The organism is Pseudarthrobacter sp. Pseusp20 (assembly GCF_059492155.1).
Genome location: NZ_CP168521.1, coordinates 4,277,514 through 4,297,491 on the forward strand (window position 1 = coordinate 4,277,514; position 19,978 = coordinate 4,297,491).

Below are 19,978 nucleotides of genomic sequence, written 5' to 3' on the forward strand. Positions count from 1 at the left end.
CTAGCCCACGTACCGGTCCCGGCCGGAACGGTAGCCGAAGACCGCCGCGAGCAGGCCGACCACCATGAACAGGACTCCGGCGGGAATGAAGGACCCGGTGGCCTGGTGCAGCTGGCCCACCATGAGGGTTCCCGTGGAGCCCACCCCGTAGCCAACACCCTGCATCATGCCCGAAAGATGCGCGGCGGTATGCCCGTCGCGCGTGCGGAGCATGATCAGGGTCAGCGCGCAGGCGGTAAGGCTTCCCTGCCCCAGCCCCAGCAGCCCGGCCCACACCCAGACCAGGTCCAGCGGGCCCAGGATGCTCAGCACGAACCCGCTGCCGGTCATCAGCGCCACCACCGTGTTGATGGCGCGCTGGTCCCGGAACCTGGCGGCCAGTGCGGGGGCGAACAGGGAACCCAGCATCTGCAGCACGATGCACACGGCAACGATCAGCCCCGCGGTGGCCCCGTCAACACCCCTCTCGCGGAGGATGGGGGCCAGCCAGGCGAAGCCACTGAAGGACATCATGGCCTGCAGCACCATGAAGATGGTCACCTGCCAGGCAACGGGTGAGCGCCACACGTTGACCCCGTCCCTGACCGCCTGGTGCCGGACGGTCCCCTGCCGAACGGCCACGGGAAGGAACAACAGAAGGACGACGGCGGCGGGCACCGCCCAGACCCACAGCGCCCTGGTCCACTCCCCCGTCGCGGTGTAGACCGGGTAGGTAAAGCCGGCACCGAGCGCGGCGGAGGCGCAAATCGCGGTGGTGTAGAGGCCGCCCATAAGTCCCAGCCGGTGCGGGAAGTCGCGCTTCACCAGGCCCGGAAGAAGCACGTTGCACAATGCGATGGCCGCGCCGCAGGCTGCCGTGCCCACCAGGAGGGCAGGCAGGTGGCCGGCGCCGCCCAGGGCAGCACCGGTGTCCACTGGCCGCAGCAGCAGCCCCGCGGTCAGCAGGGCCATGGCCCCCAGCAGCACCCGCTCCGCACCGAACCGGCGGGCCAGGACCGGCGCAAGCGGCGCGAACACACCCAGCAGGGTGACGGGAACGGTGGTCAGCACCACCACGGACCAACCCGGCAGCGCTGCCTGCGAGGTCACCTCCGGAAGGACCGCGGAAAGGCTGGAAAAGACGCTGCGCAGGTTCAGTCCGATCAGGACCAGGCACACCCCCAGATAGGCAAGGGCACGGCGGCTGCCCACCCGGGTGGGCTCCGCTGCCGGAAGCTCATCGATTTCTGCGTCCACGAGCGTGCTGGTGTCCACCACGCTGCTGCCTGTCCGGGCCCTTCCCCGGGCGTCGCCGGAGGCATCCCCCCGCCGCTGCTTCTTCGCTTCGGCATTCGTTGCGTCCGTCATGCGCCCATTCTTGCAGGGAAGCGCCGCCGGGAGTTTTCCACATACGAAGCCGGGTAGCTTCCCGCACCCCCTGCAGCTTCATAGGTTGTAAGCAGCCGCGGCCCGGCAAATGGCTGGACCAACAAGCCGCACCAACTTGAGGGAGCATCATGGAAACGACGCCATCACAGGATCCCCACCCTCCCCTGCCCCCGGGCGTGCACGGCAATGGAGGGCCAGGCAACGGAGGAACAGGAAACGGAGGAACAGGAAATGCAGGGCCAGGCAACAAGGGAACGAACAGCCTGGTCCTGGCGATTCTTGCCCCAGCGAGCATGTTCCTCACCGGGCCGCTGTCCATGTTCGCCATGTTGATGACCTACCCGGACGAAGGGCCGTCCCCAAGGCCGTGGGTAACCCCCATGGTGCTGTTCAGCCTGCCTCTCCTCTTCGCCGTACTGGCGCTGCGGCTGGCACTGCCTGCCCTGAAGGGGTCCCCGCGGGGATCGGGCAACTGGTCTGCCGCGGCAGTTTCCCTCTGCATCTGCGGCCTGGTCTTCGCCCTGGCCTTGGGCCCGGCACTCGACGCTATTGGCCTGTTCTGACCGCCCTGATCTTCCGCTGCCCCCGCGGCGCTATTCTGGAAGGGATGAGCGAATCCCCTGAAAACCCCCAGCAGCCGCATGTCCCCAGGCCCGTTACGCCCGGGACCCAGGCCTCCTTTGGCACCTACGGCGGCCGGCCTGTCAGCTTCGTGCGCCGCGGCACCAGGCTGCAGGGCCGGCGGCAGGCTGCCTGGGCAGAGCACGCCGAGCGCTGGGCCGTCAACGTTCCACGTCACGTGGCCAACACCTCGGTCCACCCCGACTACACCTTCGACGCCGCCGCAGAGTTCGGCCGGGAGGCCCCGCTTATCGTCGAAATCGGCTCCGGCCTTGGCGACGCCATCTGCCATGCGGCCGAACAGAACCCGGACACCAACTTCCTGGCCGTCGAGGTCTACACTCCGGGCTTGGCCAACACGATCATCAAGATCAACAGCCGCGGCCTGGACAACGTCCGGGTGGTGGAGGCAAATGCCCCGGAGGTGCTGGCCACCATGCTGCCCGAAGGCTCGGTCAGCGAACTGTGGGTCTTTTTCCCCGATCCCTGGCATAAGTCGCGGCATCACAAACGCCGGCTCATCCAGCCGGAGTTCGCCAAGCTGGCGGCCCGGGCGCTGAAGCCCGGTGGCCTGTTCCGGATCGCCACCGACTGGTCCAACTATGCCGTCCATGTCCGGGACGTCATGGCAGGCTCAGCGGACTTCGAGAACCTGCACACCGGCGAGCGCCGCGGACCCGAAAGCCCGCTCACCCAGGTGTGGCAGTCCGGCGTCGAATCCGTGGTGGGCGGCGCCCCCGTCCGCGAGGGACGCGCGCCGGTGAGCACGGAGCACACCGGTCCCAACGAAGGCGTGGATGAAACGGGCGGCTGGGCTCCCCGCTTCGAGGGCAGGATCCGGACCAGCTTCGAGTCGAAGGCCCACGAGGCAGGCCGCCTGATCTTCGATCTCTGCTACCGCCGCCGCTGAGGGGTGCCGGGCGGCGGTCAGGCCACGCTGATCGAGGCCACGATCTCCTTGAGCATGTCCAGCCGGGGTTCGGCCTCCGGGTTCAGGTAGGGCCAGATGACCACCACGCCAATGAACCGCCCGCTTTCCCACACGCCCACGGTGGCCGCCACCTTGGCCGGCCCGCCGTCGTCGTCATATCCCACAACCACCGCATAGGCGGCCTTGCCGGGCAGGTTCAGCCCGCCCTCCGCCAGGAGGGTGCCGCCGCGCTCCTCAAGGTAGAACCCTGACATCAGGTGCGCCCAGCCGGTGGCCTGCGGCGCATCCTGCACCGAGGTATCGTCCTTGATCACTGTGACCAGGACGCCGCCCAGCAGGCCGTACTGCTCGCTGTTGGGCCCAGCCGTGGAATCATCCAGGACCTGGGTGTGCTCGGGAAAGTCTGCGGTGAAGCCCAGCGGGGATTCGATGTGCACTGACATTGGTTTCAGAGCCTCTCGAGCTTGGTGTCATTGGGGACTTTGTAGTATGTGGACACGTTGGTGGTGGACTGGTTCTCGGTCTTGACCTCCACCTCACCCACCTTGACGTCGAACCCTGCCTCGTTGGTGGCCGTCAGCACGGAGTTCACCTGGATGGTGGCGGAGCCGGCCTCGTACAGGCGGGCGGCGTCGCGGGCGGCGCCCGCCTCATTCCCCAGGGCGACGTTGCGAAGGTAGCTGTCAATGACGGGCCGGTTCTCCGGTGAGTAGTCCACATCAATCTTCACCGTCCCCTGCGTTCCGGCGGTCACGGTGGAATCGAACTTGGCGGCCTCGGATTTCACGCCGGAGGTCACCCCCTGGGCCACGGTGCCGTCCATGGATACGGAGACTGACTCGATGTTGTTGCCCTTGTCCATGGTGACCTGCAGCCCGCCCTTGCCGGAGGCCTCGAAGACCCTGCCGTCCAGGTTGAGCTTGCCCTGTGCCGAGACCTCGCCGCTGGCTGTGGAGGTACCGTCCGTGAGGTTCCGCTCGTACGCAAGGTCAAGCTTTGCCCCGCCGGACGCGGTGCCGGCCTCACCCTCGGCAGCCAGCGAAAACGTGCCCTTGGCCTTGTCCGTCTGCCCTGTGGAGCCGTTGTCCTTCGCTGCATCATTAATGGTGTCCAGGATGTATCCGGGCGGGTTGCCCGCCACGTCCTTGATCTCGCCGATGCTGTCCGGCGGAAGGTCGCGGTACATCTGTTGGCGCGCCGCCATCGCTTCCTCAACGCTGGCGAACGTGTACTCGCGGGAGACCTCCCCGGTCAGTGTTGCCCCCGCCGTTCCGGTGGTGTCGTTGACGCCCAGGCCCATATTTCCGTAAACCTTCATCGTGGCGGAACCATCGGCGTTCTCCACCACTTCGGTCCCCACCTCGGCACCGCCATGGACCCAGGCCACCCGGGCCTCGATGGAGGCCTTCCCGGTCTCCGAGTAAACCGGAATGTCCGCCTTTGCCAGCTCCTGCAGGTGCTGCTTGGCCAGCTGCTGGGCGGCGGCGGGAATGCCGCCATCCATGCGCATCAGGTCCTCGGCGAAAGGGCCGTCGCTGCCTTCGCCCTCAATCAGGTATTTCCGGTCCGCGTCGGAGAGGGCGGCCCACCACTTCGCCTGCTCTTCCGGGCCGGCGTTAAGCATCCGGTCCAGCCCGGACTCGAGCTCCCGGCGGTGTTCTGCCGCCGCCCTGGCTGCCTCGGCCTTTTCCCTGAGCCATTCCCTGGCCTGCGCGGCCAGCGACGTCAGCCGGTCCCAAGCGCTGGTGCCGGACCCGCCGGCGGCCGACGCCTTTTCCTGCTCGTCGGCATGCTTCATCAGGATTTTCGAGTTCTCCCGCAGGCTGGCCACCACCTTGTCCAGGCCGGGCCGGTGGCTGGCACTCCACTCCTGGCGGAAGCGGTCCCCGTCCCGTCCCTTCCACGGCGCGGACTGGATCTGGCTGTGCAGTGACCCTGCCCGGCTGCTCAGCAGCGACGCTGCCTGGTCTGCCGCCTTGGCCAGCGCCCGCAACTGGCTGGTGTCTGCGCCGTAAAAAGTCATGGTTCCCCCGGGAAAAGTGCGGTACGTGTCAATCGCTGGTCCTTATGGTTGCACAGGCTGCCGGGGCCCGGCGATGGGGATCCCTCCCCATCCGCCCGCGGCTGCCGGGACAACCGGGCATCGGGTGGCCGGTCTCCTGTGGAGCCGTGCCGGGCGGGCTGCTCGAGGCCGGCGGTTCCAGGCCGGCTGTTCCAGGCCGGCTGCTCCGGGCCGGCTGTTCGGGGCCGGCTGTTCCAGGCCGGCTGTTCGGGGCCCGGCCGGCATGGCACGATTACCCGTGTAAGAAGGGCACGCACAGCGGCGCACAACGCGCCTGTCCAAAGGAACGACGATCAAAGAAGAACTGAAACAGGCCGTCGACACGGCAGAGGACGTCACCAATTCGCGCGTCCTCGAGATCCTGGCACGGTCCGGATTCGCAGCCAGCGGCATCCTGCACCTGCTGGTGGGTGCCATCGCCATCCGCCTGGCCATGGGCGGCACGGGCCACGCCGATTTCAGCGGCGCCGTTGCCGAACTTGCCACCATGCCCGTGGGGCCGTTCCTGCTGTGGGGAAGCTTCGCCGCCTGCGCCGCACTGTCCCTCTGGCAGACCGGCGACGCCATCTTCGACTTCAACCACCAGCCCACCAGGAAGAAAATCAAGAACAAGGCCAAGGCCGCCCTGCAGGCGATCGTGTACGCCGTCCTGGCCCTGACCCTGTGGCACTTCGCCTTGGGCACGGGGACGGGCGATGACAACCGGAAGGCCGCCAGCGACTTCACCATTTCCATGATGCAGGCCCCTGGCGGGGTGGCGCTGCTCGTCCTGATCGGCGTGGCGGTGGCAGTCACGGGCGTGGCGTACGGCATCCGGGGACCAAAGAAATCGTTTGAGAAGCAGTTGCGGATGCCTTCCCCCGGCCCGGCCAGGACAGCGGTGACGGCCCTGGGGGTGGCGGGCTACCTGGCCAAGGGAACCGTGCTGCTGCTGGCCGGACTGCTTATCGCCATCGCCACGCTCAAGGAGCACCCTGAGGATTCCACCGGCCTGGACGGCGGGCTGCGGGCCCTCCGCGACCAGCCGCTGGGCCCCTACCTGCTGGCCGCGGTGGGAGCCGGACTGGTCTGCTACGGCGCATACATGATCATGCGCGCGCGGCTGGCCAAAATGACCAAGTAAGCCGTCAATCAGCATGGTTAGGTAGAGGCATGCCCCAGGTACGTGCCGAACGCTTGATCCGCATCGATCCGGAGACTGCCTTCGCCCTCTCCCAAACCACCGGGGACTTCCGGCTCAAGTGGGACCCTTTCATCTCCGCCCAGGGCTTCCTTGACGGCGCCCGGGCGCCAGGAAAAGGCGTCCGCACCCGCACCAGGTCCCGGCTTGGCCTGGCGATGGTGAGCCAGTATGTCTCCTATGCGCCGCCCCGCAACGTGGGCATGACCATGGTCTCCGGCCCCTGGTTCTTCACCAACTTCGGCGGCGGCTGGCGTTTCACGGCGGACGACGGCGGCACCCGGGCGGTCTGGAAATACACCTTTTCGTGCCGCCCGGCTGCGCTCCGGCCCCTCATGGAACGGATCGGCAGCCGGCTGCTGGGCTACGAGATCGAACGGCGGATCGAGGCCTTCGCCCGCGCCTGCGAGGACGAGTCACTGGTCGCGGAGTTCAGGGGACTCACACCCTAGGGAACGGTAATGACCGCCACCGCGTGCTGGGCGCCGTCGCGCAGTTCCACGCTTGAGATGCTGCCCAGCTGGATGGGGGTTGCCCCGGTGACCTTGACCTTCCCGCTCGGGGTGGCCGTCCAGGCGCAGGCACGGTCCTCCCCGCCGGCGCGGTCGCGCACCCACAGTGAAAGGGTCCCTTCCGCCGGGAGGCTGCTGCCGCTCACCGCAAGCTCGGTTCCCCACGTCTTCCGGGCCATGTCGATGTTGACCTGCAGCCCTCCCCCGGATGCCACCGAGTAGGTGGCGTCCGGATGCGGCGGCCTGGCGAGCATGGGACCCACCGCAAGTCCCACGGCCAGGCACGCGGCGGCAAGGGCACCTGCCAGCGCCGCCCACCGCCGTCGTAATGTCCGACGCCGGCGGCCCAGTTCGTCGAGCAGGCGGGCGGGGGTGGCGCCGGCACCCCCGCTGCCGCCGGGGACGGCGGTCAGCGCCACGGCGTCGGGGACCGGAAGGGAGTCAAGGAGCATGGGCACCTTCTCCAGCACCGCCAGTTCCCTGCGGCAGGCGCCGCAGTCCTGGAGGTGTGCCTCGAAGAGTGCGAGGTCGTCGGGATCCAGGCCGCCCAGGACGTAGGCACCCAGCAGGTGGTGGAGGTCGGTGTTCACCGCTCCACCCCCATCTCGTCCAGGATGGTGCGCAGTGCCCGAAGCGCGTAGAAGGCGCGGGATTTGACCGTTCCGCTGGGGATGTTGAGCTGGACGGCCGCCTCGTTGACCGTGAACCTGCGGTAGTGCAGGGCCACCAGGACGTCCCGGTGTTCCTTGCTCAGCCGCAGCAGCGCTTCCTCCATCAGGACCCGGTTGAGCATCTCGTCAACGCGGCCCATCACTGCGGCGGGGTCGGTAAGGCTGCTCTCCAGCGCCTCGTTCGGCCGGCGCTGGCTCCGGCGGTAGTTGTCGATCATGATGTTCCTGGCCGTGCGGTACAGATAACTGCGGAAGCTGCCGTTGATGTCCGGCGCATGCTGCCAGACGCGCAGCACGGTTTCCTGCACCACGTCCTCCGCGAGCTGCGGATCCCGGATGGCGCTGAGCACGAACCGGCGCAGGGCGCTGCCGTGTTCACGGTAGATGGCTTCCACCACCTTGTCGTCAAGCGGCATCCCGCTTCCCCCGTCCCTGCCCGTTCACATCACTGCACAGCGTGGAACGCCACGGCATCCTGCGCTCCCGGCTGTTACCACGTTGGGCAGCAGGAAAAGGTTCAACCGGGTGGCTCCGGAGCGCGCCTGTGAACCATTCTTTACCTGGAAGCGTCGTAGGGGTTAGCGTCCGGCAATTCAGCTCCGGGCGCCTGCACCAGCATCAGCAGGAAACACCAGCCAAGGAGCACATCATGAAGCACCATGTCGGGCCAGGCCTTGCCATCCTGGCCCTGGCAGCAGCCCTCACCGGCTGCGGCAGCAGCACCGGGACCACTCCGTCGGCCACCAGCCCGGCCACGGGTGCCTCCAGCACCGCGTCCGCCACGGCTTCTTCGTCCGGCACCGCCTCAGCCTCCGCGTCATCGACCCAGGCGGGCGCCGCCGTCGACCTCAAAACGGCATCCTCATCCGCAGGCAGCATTGTGGTGGATGCGAAGGGAATGAGCCTCTACTTCTTCACCAAGGACACCAAGGACTCCGGCACCAGCGCCTGCACCGGCTCCTGCCTGGTCCAGTGGCCGCCGCTGACCACCACCTCGGGCTCCCCCGCGGGCGAAGGCGTGACCGGCAAGCTGGGCACCATCAGCACCCCTGACGGGAAGAAGCAGGTGACACTGAACGGCATGCCACTCTACTACTTCGCAAAGGACACCAAGCCGGGCGACATCCTGGGCCAGGGTGTGGGCGGCGTCTGGTACCTGTCGGACCCGTCGGGCGCGATGATCAAGGCAGCCGGCCAGGGTTACTAGGCCTGCAGGCCCACCGGTCCGGCCTACTTCAGGGGAACGTCCGGGACCTTGCCCGGGAGGGGGACTTCCGTGGGCACGGGAACGGGCAGCTTGGAGCTTGGTTCCAGGCCCTTCCTGACATCCTCCGTAACGGTGGCGGGCAGTGACGGCTCCGTAGCCGCGGGCTGCTGCGTGGCAGCCCCATGGCTCGGCGTGTTTCCGTGTGCCGGAACACCCGACGGCGCCGCACCGGCAGGTGCCGAAGCCGGGGCCGGTGCCGCCGGGACGGCGTCCGGGCCGCTGGTTGCCTGCGGGGCAGGCGCCGCAGGCTGTGGCGCGGGCACCTGCGGCATGTCGTGGCCGGTGGGTGCCGCACTGGACCCTGTCACGAATGACGTGACGGCGTGGTTCAGCTGGGTGAAGGATTCCCGGAACCCCTGGTCCGAAGCAGCGGCAACGGCACCACCTGCCGCGAGCGAAGCGGCAACAGACAAGGTGGTGAGCGTGACCCGGCGCTTGGCCTTGCGGCGCGCGGCGAGTTCATCGGCCGGGCGGCCGGCCGGACGCGGGGACGGTGCCGCAGGTTCGGCGGCGGAGAGCACCGTGGTGGGGGCGGGGCCGGCAGCGGAAGTTCCCGCCATCAGGGCCGCGATTTCGGCGGAGGGCTCAGGGGCGCCTGCCGCGAGGGCGCGCAGGTTGACCAGGGCATCACGGAGCTGGCCGTCGTCGTCCACGCCGGCCTCCAGCAGGAGCTGGTCAACGGTCCCGTCGTTGCGGGATCCTGCGGTGTCACTCATGGTTCGCCTGGTTTCTCTTGAGCGTTTGGGCCTTGAGGTTCTGCAGGGCGCGGCGCTGGAGCTGTTTGATGGCTCCGGCGCTCTTGCCCATGATGTCGGCAACCTGGTCGATGGACAGGTCCGCCACGACGCGCAGGGCCAGCACTTCCTGGTGTTCCGCGCTGAGGCCTTCCAGCATCGCCGCGGCCCCGGCGGTCAGTTCCACGGCGTGGTCCTCCGCGGACGGCGAGGTGCGGCCGTCCTGCTGGGGATCGTACGGTGTCAGCTGCGGCCTGCGCTCCAGCCGGCGGTAGTGGTCCACCATGCGGGCATGCGCGATGGAAAAGAGCAGGGACTTGGCGCCCGCCAGACCGCCGGTGAGGCTGCCGATTTTGGGATAAAAGGCCAGGAAGACGTCCTGGGTGACAGCTTCGGGATCATCCAGGCCGCGGGCCTTGAGGTAGCCGTGCACCGGCCCCGCGAAGGTTCGATAGGCAGCCGCGAACAACACGGCCGGATCGGTTCCGGCCGCGTTGTCGAATATGTCGATCTCTTCCTGGACCAAAGTGTCTAGCACCAGCGGCTCCTCCATCCCGGGATCCGGCCCGCGCCCTGTCCCGGTTTCCGGTACGGACTGCCAGTCTCCGTGGCCTTCCAGCTGCCTCTTTGCAGGCCTGGCGGGGGTGCACTTCCAAAGGCGTGCGCGCCCGGCCGGCTGCCTGGACTGCGGCCGCAGCCGGAGCGGCGGCCGCAGTCCAGACTAGCCAACGTGCCTTAGCGGGTGGAAACCGACGGAGCGTGCACGGTGTCGCCGCCCACGGCGGGAACGGCAGGAACGGCAGGAACAGCGGTTGCGCCGTCGGCACCCGGGACGGCAGGAACTGCCGGAACGGCGGGAGCGGACGGAAGCTCAGGCTTCTCAGCCTCGACGGCAGCGGAGCCCTTGGCCTCGGTCGCAGCCTTGGCAGCGGCATCGGCCTTGGCCACGACGTCGGTGCAGTAGCCCTCGATGTTCGCCTCACCCTGGGCTGCGATGGACAGCGAGGAGAACGCCTTGGAGGAAGCGTCCACGCCACCGTGGGTATAGGCGGTGCACAGGCCCAGGGCCGCCGGACCGGCGGCGTCAACGGCGGTGTTGGCTGCCGCGGAAGCAGTCGCACCGGCGGTGACCTTGTCGTCGGAGGCCGCAGCCGAACCGGAGGCCGTGGCGGAAGCATCGGCGTCGGCGGTCTTCAGGGCACCGGTCACAGCTTCGGTCGCCGTGGGCGCCGGGGTGGCCTGGGCGTCAGCCGCTGCTTCGGCTGCAAGCTTGGGGGCAGGTGCGCCGAAGAGCTCGTGGGCGGTCTGCTGGGCCTGGGTGGGAAGGACGCCCGAGACGGCGGCGGCGCCGGTTCCTCCCACTGCCAGGGTTCCTGCAGCCAGGACTCCGGCGGCGACTTTGCTGGTGGCGAGAACGGTGAACACAGACATCTAACTTCTCCAAACCTAGACAACACATCGGATCGGGTCCGCCGGGGGACCCATCACGGACTACATCGCCTCCGGTTGCGGAAAGGTTACGGGCGCCTCGAATTTTCTTTCTCCCTGGGAACCAGGGTTGCCGCGAGGCGCTGGATATACGGGCCCACTTCCTCATCGTCCAGCACCAGAAGGTCCGCCTGGCCGCGCAGCCAGCGGGCATTGAGGGCAGTGATGTTTTCGCGTTCCAGCAGCTCTTCAAACTCGCCGTCGAGCTCCTCCATCCGGAAGACGCCGTCGGGCACGGCACCGATGCCATCAATGCCGTCCAGGTAGGCGGCAGCTGTTTCGGCGGTCAGTGCGTCATAGGCGTCCACGCCGCGGTTGAACGGGTCCAGGTGCGCGCCGGCGCCCATTCCGGCCATCCCCTCCCGGACCAGCGTGTCCATGGTGGACCGTGCGGCCGCCATGACGGCGTATTGCGCGAACCCGCCCTCCAGGGCCTGGCAAAGGTAGAAGTCCACAAAATAGCTGCGGACGGCCACGGGAGACATGTCCTCCGTGGCCAGCAGGGCGTTGTGCATTGCATCGATGATGGCCACGTTGGCCTCCACCACCTCCTCGTCCCTGCCTTCGATGCTGCTGCTGGTCAGGACGACGGGCTGCTGGCTGGTGGTCATGGCACTCCTTGCTGGGGTGGTGGTACGCCGGACGCCTTCACGCTACGGCGGCCAGGCCACGGCAGGATCGGCGGACAAATGAACGTCAAGCGAAGTTTTCGGGGCCGGCCGGGAAGGCGCCCGGCATGGGCGTGCCGCCGGGCGAACTAAGATGGATCAGATAACCACCCACCGGACCCGGCCCCGCCGTGACCTGCCGAAAGTAGCGCGTACATGCCATCCCAACCGGACGAAAGTGCGGAACTGGCAATACAGACACCCGCCATCAACGACCGCTCGCTGGCGGCCGGGCTGGCCTATGCCATGGCGAGCAGGGTCTCGGGAATATCGTTCGACGGCGGCACCGGCCTCATGCTGGGAAAGGTCCGGGGCGGCGCGGAGGTCCCTTATTCCACCACGGCCAAGCTGGTCCGGAAGGCGGGCGGCTGGAGCTGCACCGTGGGAGTGTGCAGCTGCCCGGTCCGCAAGGACTGCAAGCACGTGGCGGCCTTGCTGTTCGCGGCTGAGGACAACCCGTCCATCCGGGTGCAGCTGCTGGCGCCGTCCACCTCCACGCAGGTATCCCGCGCACCCTCGGCGGTCCTGTCCGACTGGGAACAGGCCCTCAGCCCGCTGATCTCCCAGCCCGGTTCAGCCCCTTCCACCAGCGGCGTTCCCCTGGCCCTACAGTTCGAGATCGAGGAACCGCCGCCGCATTTCTCCTACACGGGGCGCCGGGACCCGGTGCGCGGGGTGCGGCAGCTCAAGGCGCGGCCCGTCATCATGGGGGCCAAGGGCAAGTGGATCCGCGGCGACGTTTCCTGGAACACCCTGAACTACCTGAACTTCCGGCGCGAATCCAACCAGGCGCACGTGGAATGGCTGCAGGAGTTCCTCGCCGGCCACTCCTCTACCGCCAGCCGGATGCACAACTCCGCGGGACTGTGGCTGAGCCTGAACTCCTACTCGGGGAAGAACCTGTGGAGCCTGCTGTCCGAGGCCGGGAAGATCGGGCTCGCCCTGGTCCACTCGCGCGGCACCGGGCCGGTCCGGCTGGCCGAGGCCCCTGCCGCCGTCGGGCTTTCCCTGAGCCGGTACGGCACTCCGGTGGCGGACGCCGCTGAGGCCGGCACCACCGCCAGGACCTCCGACGGCGGGCTGGAGCTGTCGCCTACCATCACCGTGGAGGGCGCTGAGGTTGATCCGGCGTCGGTGGGCACCATCGGCCGGCCGGCGCACGGGCTGTTCTTCACATCCGGCGAGGCCGCGCTGCCCGGCGTTCCCGACCCCGACGGAACCATCACCCTGGCGCCGCTGGAGAACGGGCTCAGCGAGGAACTGCTGGCATTCGTCACGGCCGCAAGCACCCTGCACATACCGGCCAGGGACGAGTCACGCTTCCTCACGGGCTTTTATCCAAAGCTCAAGCAGGCGGCCCGGGTGACGGCCCGCGACGAGTCGGTGGAACTGCCCGAACTGGCCGTCCCCACCCTGTCGCTGCTGGCCAATTACGGGGCGGACCACCGGGTGCGGCTGCACTGGGAGTGGCACTACAAGACCGGCAAGCTGGTCACCGCGCAACCTCTGTGGCGGCACCCCGGCGATGCGGGCTACCGCGATGACACGGCGGAGTCCCGCATCCTTGAGGGCATTGGCCGTCCGTGGGACGCGGTGCCCGCGCTGGGCGAGTCCGCCACGGGCGGCTGGGGCACTCCCCGGCTGGCCGCGTCGGCCGAACTGACGGGCCTGGACACGCTGGCCTTCACCGAGGAAGTGCTGCCGCGGCTGCGGGAGGCGCCGGACGTTGACGTGGAGACGGTGGGCGACATCGCCGACTACCGCGAGGCTGAAGAGGCCCCGGTGGTGTCCATCTCCACCAAGGCAACCGAACAGCGCGACTGGTTCGACCTGGGCATCCAGATTTCCCTGGAAGGCCAGCCTGTTTCCTTCGCCGCCGTGTTCTCCGCCCTGGCCGCGGGACAGACCAAAATGCTGCTGCCCAGCGGCGCCTACTTCTCCCTTGACCTCCCGGAACTGCACCAGCTGCGGGCCCTGATCGAGGAAGCCAGGGCGCTGCAGGACAACAAGGATGCGCCGCTGCAGATCAGCCGGTTCCAGGCGGGGCTCTGGGATGAACTGGCACAGCTGGGAATCGTGGACGAACAGGCCGCGGCCTGGCGGTCCGCCGTGGGCGGTCTCTTGGAGGGCGGCACGGACGGGCTGCCGCTGCCCCCCACCTTGAACGCGGAGCTGCGGCCGTACCAGCTGGAGGGCTACAACTGGCTCAGCTTCCTGTACAAGCACGGGTTGGGCGGCATCCTGGCCGACGATATGGGCCTGGGCAAGACCGTGCAGGCCCTGGCCTTGATGTGCGCCGCCAAGGAGCTGGCCGCCGCGGCTGCTTCGTCCCTTGGGAATACCGACGGCGGGAACACCGACGACGGGAATACCAACGCCGGTGCTGCCGCTGCCGCTGAAAGCCGGCCCGCCGCCGTCGCGCCTTTCCTGGTGGTGGCGCCCACCAGCGTGGTGGGCAACTGGGCCCTCGAAGCGGCCCGGTTTGCGCCGGGGCTGACCGTTCGGACGGTCGGCGAGACCTTTGCCAAGAGCGGCCAGGAGGTGGCGGAGGCCCTTGACGGTGCCGACATCGTCATCACCTCCTATGCCTTGTTCCGCATCGATTACGAGGCCTACGCCTCCCGCACCTGGAACGGGCTGGTGCTTGATGAGGCGCAGTTCGTCAAGAACCACCAGTCCAAGGCGTACCAGTGTGCACGGAAGCTGCCGGCCGCGTTCAAGCTCGCCATCACGGGCACTCCGCTGGAGAACAACCTCATGGAGTTCTGGGCGCTGACCTCCATCGTGGCCCCCGGCCTGTTCTCCAGCCCCAAGCGCTTCGCGGAGTACTACCAGAAGCCGGTGGAAAAGAACGGCGACAAGGGGCAGCTGGAAAAACTCCGCCGCCGGGTCCGCCCGCTGATGATGCGCCGAACCAAGGACCAGGTGATCAAGGACCTGCCGCCCAAGCAGGAACAGATCCTTGAAGTGGTGCTGAACCCGCGGCACCAGAAGGTGTACCAGACGCACCTGCAGCGCGAGCGGCAGAAGATCCTGGGACTGATCGAGGACGTCAACAAGAACCGGTTCACCATCTTCCAGTCGCTGACCCTGCTGCGGCAGTTGAGCCTGGACGTGTCGCTGGTGGACCCGGCGTTGTCAGCGGTGCGGTCCAGCAAGCTGGATGTGTTGTTCGAGCAGCTCGAGGACCTGGTGGCCGAGGGGCACCGCGCGCTGATCTTCAGCCAGTTCACCGGGTTCCTGGGCAAGGTCCGGGAGCGCCTGGACGAGGAGGACATCGAGTACTGCTACCTCGACGGCAGCACGCGGAACCGCGCCGACGTGGTCAGTGAGTTCAAGAACGGCAGCGCGCCGGTGTTCCTGATTTCGCTGAAGGCCGGCGGTTTTGGGCTCAACCTCACGGAGGCCGACTACGTGTTCCTGCTCGATCCGTGGTGGAACCCGGCGTCCGAGGCGCAGGCTGTGGACCGGACGCACCGGATCGGCCAGGCCCGGAACGTGATGGTGTACCGGCTGGTGGCCAAGGACACCATCGAGGAGAAGGTCATGGCGCTGAAGACCCGGAAGTCGCAGCTGTTTGCCGACGTCATGGAGGGCGATGCCCTGGCCGGCGGGGCCATCACGGCCGAGGACCTGGCGGGCCTGTTCAAGGAGTAGGTCCCGTCGTTACCGACGCGCATCCTGGTTTTCGACGCGCATCTTCACTGTCGCGGCCCACATCTTGGTAGCGCCAGCGAATCCGCGCAGCGCAAGTGCGTTTGCGCGTCGAAAATCGACGCCTATGCTGGTGCCCAACGCAAACTACAACGTTGGAGAAATTGTGTCCCAGCACATGACTGCACCGCCGGCCCTCCCCCACCTGCGTCCTGACGCCTTTGCCACCCCGTACCGCGACCCGGTGTGGGACGGCCCCACAGATCCCGTCCTGGTGGCGGACCACCTGCGGGACGAGTGGGTCCTCTTCTACACGCAGCGCCGCGCCACCGCTCCGGGGCTGACGGGGGTTGAATGGGTGCACGGCACCGGGATTGGCGTCGCAAGGTCGTCCGACGGCGGCGCCACCTGGCGCTACGAAGGCACCGCCGGAGGACTTATCCCGCCCGGAACGGACCTTCCGGCAACCCTCTGGGCGCCCGACGTCGTACGCATCGGCGACCGGTGGATCATGTACCTCTCGGTCCTCGGCGGCAGGCGCACCGACTGGACCGGGACGGCCGGAATCGTCCAGCTCGCCAGCCGCGACTTGGAGCACTGGGAGTACCTGGGCGCCGTGGACCTGGCCTCACCGCGGGTCATCGACGCCGCCGTGGCACGGTGCGGGGACGGCCGGTACCGGCTCTGGTACAAGGACGAAACCCGAGGCTCAAATACTTACAGCGCCGTGACGGAGACCCCGGCGGATCCAGCATCCTGGGTCCGCGAGGGCGTCGCGATCCCTGGCCGGCCGCACGAAGGGCCCAAGGTCTTCCGGCTGGGCGGCTGGTACTGGATGATCGTGGACGAATGGCGAGGCCAGGGCGTCTACCGCTCCCGCGACGCTACCGGAAACTGGACCCGGCAGGAGCACCTGGACGGGCTGATCCTCACGGTGCCGGAATCGGTGGACGGGCGGGCCGTCGTCGGACGCCACGCGGACGTGGTGTCGCTTGAGGGTGGGGACTCTGGCGACGGCGGCGCGGAGAGGGCACTGCTGGTCTACTTCACGCACCCGCACTGGAACGGCGAGGACATTGGCACCATGGCGCCGGACCCGCGCACCCGGCTGAGCCACGTACGGGCCGCGGTGCTTGAGGTGCGCGACGGCATCCTGGTCTGCACGGAACACTGAACCCAAAACACAGAAGGGCCAAACCCCGGAACTATAAGCCGGCGGCTGCCGGCACCGGTCCAAGGTTTGGCCCTGACTCGTGCGCTGGGGCGCGTGGGACACTCCGCGTGAACACTGCACCGGGCGCCGCCCCCAGCAGGCGGGCGCCCGGCAGCTTTTATGAGACGCGCTGCGGCGAGCCCAGTTCCACCGGGTCCTCGTCCGTCAGGTACGCCAGCTCGGAGTGGGCCGCGAGGTCGATGCCGCGCAGTTCGTCCTCGGGCTTGATGCGCAGGCCGATGGTCTTGTCCAGGATCTTTGCCAGGACCCAGGTGATGCCGAAGGAGTAGACCAGGACCGTGACGGTGGCGAGGGCCTGGACGCCCAGCAGTTCAACCCCGCCGCCGTAGAACAGGCCGCTGACGGCGTTGGGTGCTGCGTCGGTGGCGAAGAGGCCGATGAGCAGGGTGCCCAGGATGCCGCCCACCAGGTGGACACCGACGACGTCGAGGGAATCGTCGAAGCCGAGCCGGAACTTCAGCTCGATGGCCAGGGAGCAGACAGCGCCGGCGATGGCGCCGATGGCCACCGCGCCCAACGGGCTGACGGCACCACAGGCGGGGGTGATGGCCACGAGAGCGGAGATCAGGCCGGAGGCGGCGCCCATGCTGGTGGCGGCACCGTGGCGGACGCGCTCCACCAGGGCCCAGGCGAGCAGGCCGGCGGATGCGGCCACAGCGGTGTTGAGGAAGACCACCGACGCCGACTGGCCGGCAGAGAGGGCGGAACCGGCGTTGAAGCCGAACCAGCCCACCCACAGCAGGCCTGCGCCCACCAGGACCAGCGGCCGGCTGTGCGGCTTGGCGTGTTCCACCTTGGGCCAGCCGGAGCTCTTGCCGAGGACCAGGGCCAGGGCCAGGGCGGCCGCACCGGCGTTCATGTGGACCGCGGTGCCGCCTGCGAAGTCGATGGCCTTGATGCCGTTGGCGATCCAGCCGCCAGCCGTGCTGCCGTCCGCCGAGTCGAATGCGAACACCCAGTGCGCGATGGGGAAGTAGACCACGGTGGCCCAGATGCCTGCGAACAGCATCCAGGCCCCGAACTTCATGCGCCCGGCCGCCGCGCCGGCAACCAGTGCCGTGGTGACGCAGGCGAAGAACAGCTGGAATGCGGCGAACAGGATGACCGGGATGGACGCTGCGTCATCCTTTGCCAGCATCTGCCCCATGCCGGGGAACTCGGTGACGTCACCGATCAGCCCCAGCCCCCCAACCGAGTTGCCGAACGCCATCGAGTACCCGAACAATGCCCAGAGTACGGCCACCAGGCTGGCGCCGCCGAAGCACATCATCATCATGTTGAGGATGCGCCGCGACCCCACCATGCCCCCGTAAAACAGGGCCAGGGCGGGGATCATCATGCAAACCAGCGCCGAGCTGGCCAAAATCCAAGCGACATTTCCCGAATCCATGGGAAACCCCTTTCAAGATGCGAAGAGAGAACGGTAAGTTGCCGTCAGAGCCGCTCCGTGGAGGGACGCGGATGGAGAGACCACGTTCAGCGGAGGGGCGGCTGTTGCCGTCTGGTTCCAACTGTATGGCGGCTGTTTCTGGGTGGGTTTCCGGCGTGTTAAATGATCGTTTCGGTCATCCGCCACCGAGTTTCAGGCGTCCCGCCGCACGCAGGAGTTGCTGCAGAAACAGCCGGCAACAGGAAGCTATTTGGCGGAAATCGCCAGGAACTGGATGGGCAGGTCCAGCAGCTCCAGCGGTCCGTGGGGGCCTTCGCCGTCCAGCAGCAGCGAGTCGCCCGCTTCCATGGCGTATTCGTAGGAGCCGTGGCCGTACACCATCCTGCCGGAGAGCATGTAGATGAACTCGGTGCCCGGGTGCTGGAAGAGGGGAAACACGTCGGAGGCGTCGGTGAGGGTGACCAGCGTGGGTTCGATGGCGTCGGTGCGCCCTTTCAGCGTGCCCAGGACACGGTATTCGTGGCCATGCTGGGTTCCGCTGCGGACGGTGAGGCTTCCCTGGCCGCTCTTGGTGAAGGTGGCGTCCCGGTCCGTGTCCGCGCCGCGGAACAGCGCGGTCACGGGAACCTTCAGCCCGTCCGCCAGCCGCTGCAAAGTGGTGAGCGAGCAGGATGTGGTGGCTGTTTCCACCCGCGAGATCATGGCTTTGGACAGGCCGGTGCGGGCGGCAAGCTCAGCGGACGACAGGCCTGCGGCCGTGCGGTAGTGCCGCACCTGCGCCGCGATGACCTGTTCCAGGCGCCCGGCTACCTCGGCAGATCCGTCGCCGGCGTGCTGGTCTTCTGCGCGGTCCCCGGCCTGTTCGGTCATGTCAGCCATCTTAGGCGGGTGGACGGACGACGGCGGCGCTAGCCGATCGCCCGTGCCTCACCCAGCAGGCCGGAGAGTGAGTCCGCCAGGGCGAGCGCGCCGGCTTCGGCGTCCCAGTCTTCCACCAGTTCGTCCGGTGAATGCGAGACGCCCGTGGGATTCCGGACGAACAGCATGGCGGTGGGCAGGCGCGCGGCCAGCACGCCGGCGTCGTGGCCGGCGCCGGTGTCCAGCACCGGCGCGGAAGGCAGCAGTTCCCGCAGCCGGTCCAGCAGCCCGCCGTCGAAATGCACTGTGGGGCTCAGGGACTCCGTGCCCAGGCTCGCCGTGCAGTTTTCCTCGGCGGCAAGGACCTGGGCGTTGAGCCCGATGGCCTCCACCAGGGCCGCGGTGACCGAGTCCTCCGGGTGCCGGACGTCGATCCACAGGTCCACGCGGGAGGCGATGACGTTGGTGCCGCCGGGAACAGGCTGCAGCCGGCCCACGGTGGCACGGGCGTCACGGTATTTGCGGGCAGTGTCCCGGATGGAAACCATCACCTTGGCCGCGGCGATCATCGGGTCCCGGCGGTCCTTCATCAGCGTGGTGCCGGCGTGGTTCCCCTCCCCCGTGATGCTCAGCTTCCAGCGGCCGTGGCCCAGGATCGACGAGCCGATGGCCACCGGCTGGTTGAGGTCGATCAGCCCCCGCCCCTGCTCGACGTGCAGCTCCACGAACATCCCCAGCTGCTGCAGGGTCTTGTAGTCGGCTCCGATCAGCCGCGGGTCCTGGCCGTTTGCCGCGGCGACATCCGCATACGTGTTGCCGTCCGGGTCTTTGAGGTTGCGCGCCTTGTTGGCGTCCAGTTCCCCGGTGAGGAGCCGTGAGCCCAGGCAGGCCACGCCGAACCGTGACCCCTCCTCTTCCGGGAAGACGGCGATCGCCAGCGGCCGCCGCGGCCGCAAGTTCCGGGCCTTGAGGAGGTCGACGGCGACCAGCGCCGAGGCGACCCCCAGCGGGCCGTCGTACGCCCCGCCGCCGGGGACGGAATCGAGGTGGCTTCCGGTGGCGACGGCGTCTTTCCGCACTCCGGTTGCTGTGTCCCACCAGGCCCAGATAATCCCGTTGGCATCCGTGTGCACGTCCAGCCCGCGCCGGGCCGCCTGCTCAATGAACCAACTGCGGAGGTTTGTCTCGGCGGTGGAGAATACCGGGCGGGAGTAGCCGCCGCGGGAGGCATCCCTGCCGACGGTGGAGATGTCCTGCAGGAGGCCGGTAACAGTGGATGCGCTGGCTGCGGCGGAGGGCAGGGCCTCCGACGCCGGTGCTGTCTGGGAAATGCTCACGGT

General features: G+C 68.1%; 19 protein-coding genes. 7 read left to right on the plus strand and 12 right to left on the minus strand.

Annotated elements, in window-relative coordinates; all coding sequences use genetic code 11:
* Nucleotides 1–1,347: an MFS transporter gene (locus ACEN9K_RS19875; RefSeq protein ID WP_495634919.1), complete on the minus strand. Its 1,347-nt coding sequence runs from the start codon at nt 1,345–1,347 to the stop codon at nt 1–3.
* A 314-nt stretch (nt 1,348–1,661) separates the two neighbouring features.
* Between ACEN9K_RS19875 and ACEN9K_RS19880 the strand changes: the two genes are divergently transcribed.
* Together ACEN9K_RS19880 and trmB are read left to right on the plus strand one after the other, a co-directional pair.
* Entirely contained in the window at nt 1,662–1,931 is a 270-nt protein-coding gene (locus ACEN9K_RS19880; RefSeq protein ID WP_495634920.1) for a hypothetical protein, read from the plus strand.
* Nucleotides 1,932–1,975: 44 nt separating this feature from the next.
* Nucleotides 1,976–2,899, plus strand: coding sequence for a tRNA (guanosine(46)-N7)-methyltransferase TrmB (trmB, locus tag ACEN9K_RS19885; RefSeq protein ID WP_018770074.1), 924 nt, complete (start codon nt 1,976–1,978; stop codon nt 2,897–2,899).
* A 17-nt stretch (nt 2,900–2,916) separates the two neighbouring features.
* Here the strand turns inward: trmB and ACEN9K_RS19890 are convergent, their stop codons facing one another.
* Nucleotides 2,917–3,363 carry a hypothetical protein gene (locus tag ACEN9K_RS19890; RefSeq protein ID WP_018770073.1) on the minus strand — a complete coding sequence of 149 codons (447 nt, stop codon included), beginning with the start codon at nt 3,361–3,363 and terminating at the stop codon, nt 2,917–2,919.
* A 5-nt stretch (nt 3,364–3,368) separates the two neighbouring features.
* Nucleotides 3,369–4,943 (minus strand): fimbrial protein, encoded by a 1,575-nt coding sequence (locus ACEN9K_RS19895; RefSeq protein WP_495634921.1) that lies wholly within the window; start codon nt 4,941–4,943, stop codon nt 3,369–3,371.
* Between the two features lie 343 nt (nt 4,944–5,286).
* Between ACEN9K_RS19895 and ACEN9K_RS19900 the strand changes: the two genes are divergently transcribed.
* Both ACEN9K_RS19900 and ACEN9K_RS19905 read left to right on the plus strand, forming a co-directional pair.
* Nucleotides 5,287–6,105 carry a DUF1206 domain-containing protein gene (locus ACEN9K_RS19900; protein ID WP_495635732.1) on the plus strand — a complete coding sequence of 273 codons (819 nt, stop codon included), beginning with the start codon at nt 5,287–5,289 and terminating at the stop codon, nt 6,103–6,105.
* Nucleotides 6,106–6,134: 29 nt separating this feature from the next.
* Entirely contained in the window at nt 6,135–6,614 is a 480-nt protein-coding gene (locus tag ACEN9K_RS19905) for an SRPBCC family protein (RefSeq protein WP_134165060.1), read from the plus strand.
* Here the strand turns inward: ACEN9K_RS19905 and ACEN9K_RS19910 are convergent.
* A complete protein-coding gene (locus ACEN9K_RS19910) occupies nt 6,611–7,264 on the minus strand; it encodes an anti-sigma factor family protein (RefSeq protein ID WP_144600143.1) in 654 nt (217 codons plus the stop codon). The genes ACEN9K_RS19905 and ACEN9K_RS19910 overlap by 4 nt on opposite strands.
* On the minus strand, nt 7,261–7,761 hold the full coding sequence (locus ACEN9K_RS19915) for a sigma-70 family RNA polymerase sigma factor (protein ID WP_134165059.1): 501 nt from the start codon (nt 7,759–7,761) through the stop codon (nt 7,261–7,263). Before ACEN9K_RS19915 ends, ACEN9K_RS19910 begins: the two co-directional genes overlap by 4 nt.
* A 233-nt stretch (nt 7,762–7,994) precedes the next feature.
* Between ACEN9K_RS19915 and ACEN9K_RS19920 the strand changes: the two genes are divergently transcribed.
* Nucleotides 7,995–8,552 carry a COG4315 family predicted lipoprotein gene (locus ACEN9K_RS19920; protein ID WP_018770067.1) on the plus strand — a complete coding sequence of 186 codons (558 nt, stop codon included), beginning with the start codon at nt 7,995–7,997 and terminating at the stop codon, nt 8,550–8,552.
* A 23-nt stretch (nt 8,553–8,575) separates the two neighbouring features.
* Here ACEN9K_RS19920 and ACEN9K_RS19925 read toward each other — a convergent pair whose 3' ends face one another.
* The 4 genes from ACEN9K_RS19925 to ACEN9K_RS19940 form a co-directional block, all read right to left on the minus strand.
* Nucleotides 8,576–9,328 carry a hypothetical protein gene (locus ACEN9K_RS19925; protein WP_488315515.1) on the minus strand — a complete coding sequence of 251 codons (753 nt, stop codon included), beginning with the start codon at nt 9,326–9,328 and terminating at the stop codon, nt 8,576–8,578.
* A complete protein-coding gene (locus ACEN9K_RS19930) occupies nt 9,321–9,899 on the minus strand; it encodes an RNA polymerase sigma factor (RefSeq protein ID WP_018770065.1) in 579 nt (192 codons plus the stop codon). Before ACEN9K_RS19930 ends, ACEN9K_RS19925 begins: the two co-directional genes overlap by 8 nt.
* Before the next feature lie 182 nt (nt 9,900–10,081).
* Nucleotides 10,082–10,777: a protein tyrosine phosphatase gene (locus ACEN9K_RS19935; RefSeq protein ID WP_495634922.1), complete on the minus strand. Its 696-nt coding sequence runs from the start codon at nt 10,775–10,777 to the stop codon at nt 10,082–10,084.
* Nucleotides 10,778–10,863: 86 nt separating this feature from the next.
* A complete protein-coding gene (locus ACEN9K_RS19940) occupies nt 10,864–11,445 on the minus strand; it encodes a DMP19 family protein (RefSeq protein ID WP_495634923.1) in 582 nt (193 codons plus the stop codon).
* Nucleotides 11,446–11,658: 213 nt separating this feature from the next.
* On the opposite strand from ACEN9K_RS19940, the gene ACEN9K_RS19945 reads away from it, so the two are divergent.
* Nucleotides 11,659–15,159, plus strand: a complete 3,501-nt coding sequence (locus ACEN9K_RS19945) for a DEAD/DEAH box helicase (protein WP_495634924.1) — start codon at nt 11,659–11,661, stop codon at nt 15,157–15,159.
* A gap of 124 nt (nt 15,160–15,283) precedes the next feature.
* Entirely contained in the window at nt 15,284–16,330 is a 1,047-nt protein-coding gene (locus tag ACEN9K_RS19950; RefSeq protein WP_495634925.1) for a family 43 glycosylhydrolase, read from the plus strand.
* A 157-nt stretch (nt 16,331–16,487) separates the two neighbouring features.
* Here ACEN9K_RS19950 and ACEN9K_RS19955 read toward each other — a convergent pair whose 3' ends face one another.
* The 3 genes from ACEN9K_RS19955 to ACEN9K_RS19965 all read right to left on the minus strand — a co-directional run bounded on the left by ACEN9K_RS19955 (nt 16,488) and on the right by ACEN9K_RS19965 (nt 19,975).
* Nucleotides 16,488–17,780 (minus strand): ammonium transporter, encoded by a 1,293-nt coding sequence (locus ACEN9K_RS19955; protein ID WP_018770060.1) that lies wholly within the window; start codon nt 17,778–17,780, stop codon nt 16,488–16,490.
* Between the two features lie 246 nt (nt 17,781–18,026).
* Nucleotides 18,027–18,650, minus strand: a complete 624-nt coding sequence (locus ACEN9K_RS19960) for a helix-turn-helix domain-containing protein (protein WP_056391819.1) — start codon at nt 18,648–18,650, stop codon at nt 18,027–18,029.
* Nucleotides 18,651–18,688: 38 nt separating this feature from the next.
* Nucleotides 18,689–19,975 carry an allantoate amidohydrolase gene (locus tag ACEN9K_RS19965; RefSeq protein ID WP_495634926.1) on the minus strand — a complete coding sequence of 429 codons (1,287 nt, stop codon included), beginning with the start codon at nt 19,973–19,975 and terminating at the stop codon, nt 18,689–18,691.
* Nucleotides 19,976–19,978 lie beyond the last annotated feature (3 nt).

What these genes read in the sequence shown, in the direction of transcription:
- ACEN9K_RS19875 (WP_495634919.1), bottom strand. Translation starts at nt 1,347, where the DNA reads ATGACGGACGCAACGAATGCCGAAGCGAAGAAGCAGCGGCGGGGGGAT.
- ACEN9K_RS19880 (WP_495634920.1), top strand. Translation starts at nt 1,662, where the DNA reads ATGTTCCTCACCGGGCCGCTGTCCATGTTCGCCATGTTGATGACCTAC.
- trmB (WP_018770074.1), top strand. Translation starts at nt 1,976, where the DNA reads ATGAGCGAATCCCCTGAAAACCCCCAGCAGCCGCATGTCCCCAGGCCC.
- ACEN9K_RS19890 (WP_018770073.1), bottom strand. Translation starts at nt 3,363, where the DNA reads ATGTCAGTGCACATCGAATCCCCGCTGGGCTTCACCGCAGACTTTCCC.
- ACEN9K_RS19895 (WP_495634921.1), bottom strand. Translation starts at nt 4,943, where the DNA reads ATGACTTTTTACGGCGCAGACACCAGCCAGTTGCGGGCGCTGGCCAAG.
- ACEN9K_RS19905 (WP_134165060.1), top strand. Translation starts at nt 6,135, where the DNA reads ATGCCCCAGGTACGTGCCGAACGCTTGATCCGCATCGATCCGGAGACT.
- ACEN9K_RS19915 (WP_134165059.1), bottom strand. Translation starts at nt 7,761, where the DNA reads ATGCCGCTTGACGACAAGGTGGTGGAAGCCATCTACCGTGAACACGGC.
- ACEN9K_RS19920 (WP_018770067.1), top strand. Translation starts at nt 7,995, where the DNA reads ATGAAGCACCATGTCGGGCCAGGCCTTGCCATCCTGGCCCTGGCAGCA.
- ACEN9K_RS19925 (WP_488315515.1), bottom strand. Translation starts at nt 9,328, where the DNA reads ATGAGTGACACCGCAGGATCCCGCAACGACGGGACCGTTGACCAGCTC.
- ACEN9K_RS19930 (WP_018770065.1), bottom strand. Translation starts at nt 9,899, where the DNA reads ATGGAGGAGCCGCTGGTGCTAGACACTTTGGTCCAGGAAGAGATCGAC.
- ACEN9K_RS19935 (WP_495634922.1), bottom strand. Translation starts at nt 10,777, where the DNA reads ATGTCTGTGTTCACCGTTCTCGCCACCAGCAAAGTCGCCGCCGGAGTC.
- ACEN9K_RS19940 (WP_495634923.1), bottom strand. Translation starts at nt 11,445, where the DNA reads ATGACCACCAGCCAGCAGCCCGTCGTCCTGACCAGCAGCAGCATCGAA.
- ACEN9K_RS19945 (WP_495634924.1), top strand. Translation starts at nt 11,659, where the DNA reads ATGCCATCCCAACCGGACGAAAGTGCGGAACTGGCAATACAGACACCC.
- ACEN9K_RS19950 (WP_495634925.1), top strand. Translation starts at nt 15,284, where the DNA reads ATGCTGGTGCCCAACGCAAACTACAACGTTGGAGAAATTGTGTCCCAG.
- ACEN9K_RS19955 (WP_018770060.1), bottom strand. Translation starts at nt 17,780, where the DNA reads ATGGATTCGGGAAATGTCGCTTGGATTTTGGCCAGCTCGGCGCTGGTT.
- ACEN9K_RS19960 (WP_056391819.1), bottom strand. Translation starts at nt 18,650, where the DNA reads ATGACCGAACAGGCCGGGGACCGCGCAGAAGACCAGCACGCCGGCGAC.